This is a genomic window from Okeania hirsuta, assembly GCF_003838195.1.
GTDB lineage: Bacteria > Cyanobacteriota > Cyanobacteriia > Cyanobacteriales > Microcoleaceae > Okeania > Okeania hirsuta.
Map to the genome: position 1 here is coordinate 1 of NZ_RCBY01000346.1, position 5,771 is coordinate 5,771.

At 37.0% G+C, this 5,771-nt stretch carries 5 protein-coding genes; 3 read left to right on the plus strand and 2 right to left on the minus strand.

Features of this window, described 5'->3' with window-relative positions; genetic code table 11:
• Nucleotides 1-1,272: 1,272 nt before the first annotated feature.
• The 3 genes from D5R40_RS29775 to D5R40_RS29785 all read left to right on the plus strand — a co-directional run bounded on the left by D5R40_RS29775 (nt 1,273) and on the right by D5R40_RS29785 (nt 2,956).
• On the plus strand, nt 1,273-1,500 hold the full coding sequence (locus D5R40_RS29775) for a Calvin cycle protein CP12 (RefSeq protein WP_124147275.1): 228 nt from the start codon (nt 1,273-1,275) through the stop codon (nt 1,498-1,500).
• Nucleotides 1,501-1,699: 199 nt separating this feature from the next.
• The gene (locus D5R40_RS29780; protein WP_192901212.1) at nt 1,700-2,320 is read left to right on the plus strand and encodes a DUF3177 family protein; all 621 of its coding nucleotides are present in this window, start codon (nt 1,700-1,702) and stop codon (nt 2,318-2,320) included.
• Between the two features lie 339 nt (nt 2,321-2,659).
• Nucleotides 2,660-2,956 (plus strand): DUF7734 family protein, encoded by a 297-nt coding sequence (locus D5R40_RS29785; protein WP_338043259.1) that lies wholly within the window; start codon nt 2,660-2,662, stop codon nt 2,954-2,956.
• Nucleotides 2,957-2,960: 4 nt separating this feature from the next.
• Here the strand turns inward: D5R40_RS29785 and atpC are convergent, their stop codons facing one another.
• The gene (atpC, locus tag D5R40_RS29790) at nt 2,961-3,374 is read right to left on the minus strand and encodes an ATP synthase F1 subunit epsilon (RefSeq protein ID WP_124147276.1); all 414 of its coding nucleotides are present in this window, start codon (nt 3,372-3,374) and stop codon (nt 2,961-2,963) included.
• Nucleotides 3,375-3,511: 137 nt separating this feature from the next.
• Nucleotides 3,512-4,966 (minus strand): F0F1 ATP synthase subunit beta, encoded by a 1,455-nt coding sequence (atpD, locus tag D5R40_RS29795; RefSeq protein WP_124147277.1) that lies wholly within the window; start codon nt 4,964-4,966, stop codon nt 3,512-3,514.
• Nucleotides 4,967-5,771: the final 805 nt, after the last annotated feature.

The window sequence follows — 5,771 nt, forward strand, 5'->3', positions numbered from 1 at the left end:
TCTGTAGGAATTAAACCCACCCCTTCAGTTCCCCTCCCTGGAGGGGTTAGGGGAGAGTGATCTTCTCAGCTTAAACTTATATAATAACTATCAGCTTTTTTGGTTATAGTTGCAGTTTTAATCACAAACCCATATGGTATAGGTCTATGAACTATCACAGGAATAGCACAAAACCTCGTAGTAATTATTTGCTTACCATCAAATTTAATTACTGATAAGCGGATGATTAACTCTACTGAAACAAAATGACCTTAACTTACCTGATTTTTTAAATCTTGGTCGTCCTCCATGTTTACCAGTTTTATCAGGTATTAACCAACGCTTCCAAGCTTGATCTAGTCTTTGTAAGTTAATTTGTTGAACTTCCTATGGAGATTTCCTTGTAGTCGGGAAATAAGTTTTTTGTCTGTAAGAGTGATGATTGCTCAAAAGAATAATCTGGCAACTCTTGAATCTCACCCATAGGACATGACACTATCGAACAACGGTTATTTGACACCTGGTTTGGTTCAACCAGTCCAAGGGTTGACCAAGAGCATAATTCCAATGCCTTTGTAATAGTTATAGCCAATAACCAATGTTGACTGACTGTTCACAAGTGGGCTTAATTTTGTAGCAATGAGTAATTATTATAATTTTATATTCAACTTATTGCTATATTGTGTTAACCACTTATCACAAAGGTTTTAGGTCTGTTTACTCTCTTAACTGTTCAGATCCTATTTGTCACTAAATACCGAAAAAAAGTGATTAACTCTGAAATACTCCAGTAGTTAAACAAAATATTCGACGAAACGTGCCAAAAGTAGGAATGTAAATTAGCAGAATTTAATGGTGAAGTTGACCTTGTACATCTGTTAATCGACTTTTTTCTACCTTATTTCCCCTATTTCTAACAATCAAAGTTTTGTAATATTGCTCAGTCTAATAATTGGTATAAAACTACTTAAATTATGATCATAATATTTTTAATTTAATTTCATAAATGTTGCTTATCAAACAGGTTATCGTTTCAGTTATGTTAGTATTAAGTATTGTTGAGCAAGCTGGACATTTAGACAGTTTGAAAGATTGATTTTTTTGTCAATGAATCTTAAAATATCAAGATCATTTGGTTGGGAATCTCTCGTAGCATATATAAATGATAAAGAGGTAAAATTTTAATTTGTCTCTTTACCTGACCTGTTTTTCAATTTCTAACCCTTGATTTTATATTTAGGAATTGTGTCCCAAAAATCGTAGGTAGTAAGTTAAGTTAAGAATAAAAAAACTATGACTAATAACAACATTGAGGAAAAAATTGAGCAAGAGCGCGAAGAAGCTCGTGCTATTTGTGATGCTTCTGGTGCTAATTCCAAGGAATGTGCAGTAGCTTGGGATTCGGTAGAAGAGCTTCAAGCTGAGTCTGCTCATCAAAAGGAAAAGAAGTCTCCAAGTTCCTTGGAAAATTATTGCGATGATAATCCTGAGGCTGTTGAGTGTCGAGTATACGACAACTAGGGCCAGTTTATTGATTTAATAAGCTATTCGACCGTAGTTTATTAAATTAAATATATTAATGCTTGGCTGGTAAGCAACTGAAATATTTAACTTATTAATTCAGTTGCTTATCAAAAAAATATACCATAAATAACTTTTTAAAGTTAATTACGATTATAGTTAAATTTTTATAAGTTACTATTTTTATAAGTTACTAATTATGTTAAACTTTTTACCCATAGCCATCACATCTGGATTAGAGATTTGGGTCTGGATGGACTATAGGCTAGCGGTATTATTCACTGTGGTACTACCCCTACTTATTTTGATTTGGGCTTTTGTCAAAAAGTCTGAAGCTATTCAACGTTTGTTGATTACTTATTGGCGAGTTTCTAGTTTATTGGCAATCACTGTTTACTTAATGATTGCAGCAGTACCTATAAGTTTTTTAACATCATTAATAGCTCGAATTTTAATTCCGGTAGCTTTGTGGTTTTGGGTAGATTTGAATGAGGAAATTCGAGAATTACGAAATTCTCCTCTGAAGGCTAGTTTGACTTCTTGGCGTTGGGCTGCTACATTTTATAATTTAATCGGAGCATTATTCGAAATTCCTTTTTTGGCCTGTGCTTTTAAATCCCGCAATGATTTACTTGAAGATCCATTTTGTAATGTTTGGCTAGACCCTCCATGGTTATTTAAACAAATTTTTCATGCAGATTGGCCTCAAGAATTTATCGGCTTCTTGGGGTTTACTGGATTAATCATCTATACAATTTTTCTCTGTTATTTTGTTTTGGTTAAGTTACAGAAGCAAGGGCGATCGGCAACAGGAAATTAGAAGGAAGAAGGAAAAAGAAGACTGCGTTGTTTGCATTTTAGGCTTTTGAGATGTCCTAGTCTTTCTTTTTAGTGCTATATGATTAAATCTCAGTCTAGTTTTATTGCCTAAACACCAAGATTCTATTTAGGCGAAAACTGATATCTTTTTTTGAAAATTATTTTAGTAAAAGTGAATTTGCTATGAGAATATAGAATCAAGCAAATTTTACCGAATAATTAAGGTTTAAAGGCTCTTATTTAAAGAACAAACAAAGAAAAAAATACTGACCAATATTATCCTTTTTAAGGAGAGTGAATAATTAATAATTAATTGTTTAACTATATACTGAAAGTTATTATGAATAGCATTTCTCATCGTTTGGAACAATACACAATTAAAAAACCTAATGAAGTATTAATAGTTAAGGTTGAAGTTGATGGAGAACTAGATGAAATAGCTATTTTTAAAGGTTTTTCTAGTTCCCTAATGAAACCTACAGCTTTCGACCCAGATATACCTGTATTACCTGAAACATCTAAAATTCTTAGTATCGATTTGGTTACTAGTCCCTACAACCCAGAATCACCTACTTATATTAAACAGGGACTGACTAGAGAACAAATGCAGTCCCTGCTTGCAGAAATGGGAATTTAGTAGTTTAGTTAACTCCACCAGCAGCTTGCAGACGTGCTCTAGCTCGCTTCAAGGCTTTTTGGGCTTTGATTTTTGCTTGAAGGTCGCCGTTTTCAGCTTTTTCCAGACTAGATTCAGCCTCATTGTAAGCTATACGAGCTGCTTCTTTGTCAATAGTATCTCCTTTTTCAGCGCCATTAATGAGTATAGTTACTTCATTTGCTTCTACTTCAGCAAAACCACCCATCAGAGCGATCGCTACCCAATCTTTACTTTTTTCAGCACGAACTCGCATTACACCTATATCGAGAGCGGTCAGCATAGAAGCGTGTCCACTTAAAATTCCTAATTGACCTGTTGTACTAGGTATAATTACTTCTTCAGCTTCTGAGTCCCAAACTGTCTTGTCGGGAGATATTACACGCACAGTTAATGTCATTTGTCAATCATTTTTTGTTTATTTTTATTTGTGTTAGTTACTTAAGTTGTCAGTTGACTGTCGATCTCAGCATCGATAACCAACAAGCCAACTGTCAAGATTTTTTCGCTAACTAACGACCAACATAGCCAGTAAGACTATGCTTCTGCCTTCATTTTTTCAGCTTTGGCAATTACTTGGTCAATACCTCCCACCATGTAGAAAGCTTGTTCTGGTAACTCATCAAGTTCACCAGATAAAATCATTTTGAAGCCTTTCATGGTATCTTCGAGCTTCACATATTGACCAGGAGAACCTGTAAATACTTCAGCTACAAAGAAAGGTTGTGATAGGAAACGCTCTATCTTACGAGCGCGAGCTACTGTTAGACGGTCATCTTCAGATAATTCGTCCAAACCTAAGATAGCGATAATATCCTGAAGTTCTTTGTACCTTTGTAGGGTGGATTGTACTGAACGAGCTACAGCATAATGCTCGTCACCTACTACACTTGGTTGCAACATAGTAGATGTAGAGTTTAAGGGGTCAACTGCTGGGTAAATACCTTTAGAAGCAAGTCCCCTTGACAATACTGTAGTTGCGTCTAGGTGAGCGAAGGTAGTAGCAGGTGCAGGGTCTGTCAAGTCATCCGCAGGTACATATACTGCTTGAATAGAAGTAATAGAACCTTCTTTTGTGGATGTAATTCTTTCTTGCAATTCACCCATCTCTGTACCCAAGGTAGGTTGATATCCTACCGCAGATGGCATTCTTCCCAGAAGTGCAGATACTTCAGAACCTGCTTGTACAAACCGGAAGATATTGTCAATGAAAAGTAGTACATCTTGCTTACTAACATCCCGGAAATATTCCGCCATTGTTAGAGCAGATAGACCGACACGCATTCTTGCTCCTGGTGGTTCGTTCATCTGACCATAAACCAAGGCCACCTTAGAGTCAGGGAGGTTCTTTGGATTAATTACTCCGGACTCAATCATTTCATTGTAAAGGTCATTACCTTCACGAGTCCGCTCTCCCACGCCACCAAACACGGATACTCCACCGTGAGCTTTAGCGATGTTATTAATCAACTCCATGATGATAACGGTTTTACCTACACCCGCACCACCAAATAATCCAATTTTTCCACCACGACGATAGGGAGCTAGTAGGTCTACAACTTTAATACCTGTTTCAAAAACGGAAGGCTTAGTTTCTAGCTCTACAAATTTAGGAGATTCACGGTGAATTGCAGATTTCTCCTCAGTTCCCACTGGGCCAAGTTCGTCTACTGGTTCGCCGATCACGTTAAATATTCTACCTAGAGTAGCAGTGCCTACAGGTACACTAATTGCAGCCCCAGTGTCTACTACTTCCATACCACGTACAAGGCCATCTGTGCCACTCATCGCCACAGCTCTAACTTGGTTGTCGCCTAGAAGTTGTTGCACTTCACAGGTGACTGAAACATCTTGTCCAGCTTCGTTTTGAGCTGTAATTGTTAGGGCATTGTAGATTTCAGGAAGACTTCCACTAGGGAATTTAGCATCTACAACTGGACCGATAATTTGAGTGATTTGTCCTACGTTTGTTTTTTCTGCGGTGCTTACCATTCTATCTATTCTATATGCTTATTTAGCTATCCAAATTAATATACCCGACACTGACACTGCTATGGCATGAAAGCTTGCTGTTGCTTTTAGTGTGGGCTTTTTGTTCGATTAATCTTCCTCTATAATCTGCAATTTTCAGAATATAGGTCTGACCAAATATCTGAAGGTTTTGCTTAAGTGTGAAAAATAATATATCGCACTTACTTCCAGTAGTAGTCACTGATTGACATACTCCACTCACTTCAGGAAGTGGATTTTCCCAGACTTATGCCAGTGGGATTACTGGTTCTTCCAGACTGCTTAACTAGCTAAGCTCTGGCAACAGTTAGTCTTATGGGGGGCTCTCCCCAGTTGTTCAGGTAATTGGCCTTAGTTTTTGGATGCCCGACCATACTATCGATGGACTATTTATTTTTTAGTAACTGACCCTTTGCTACTCAGATATATATCTTCGATAAAAAGGATAATTCTGTTGTAGTTTCATGGGTAAGGTTTGAGAAGGGATTGGTGACCATTCTCCTGTGTTTCTCCATTTGTATCTAGGGAAGGCATTTTAGCCCACAGAGATTCTTGAATATATGAGGTTGGCCTCAAGCCCATGCTCTAAATCAATCATCCGGGCTTTTTACTTTGGCCTTTAGACTGAACAAATTGCACTGTCATTTTTTAGAGTATCACTGAAGGGTTCATCAAAGGAGATATTAATTATTTTGCTGAGGACTTTTTTGTATCCGACATTCCGCAGCTCTAGCTTGTAGTGTCAGGTATTTATTGCTCAGATTTTTACATGATAGGCATTACGAGC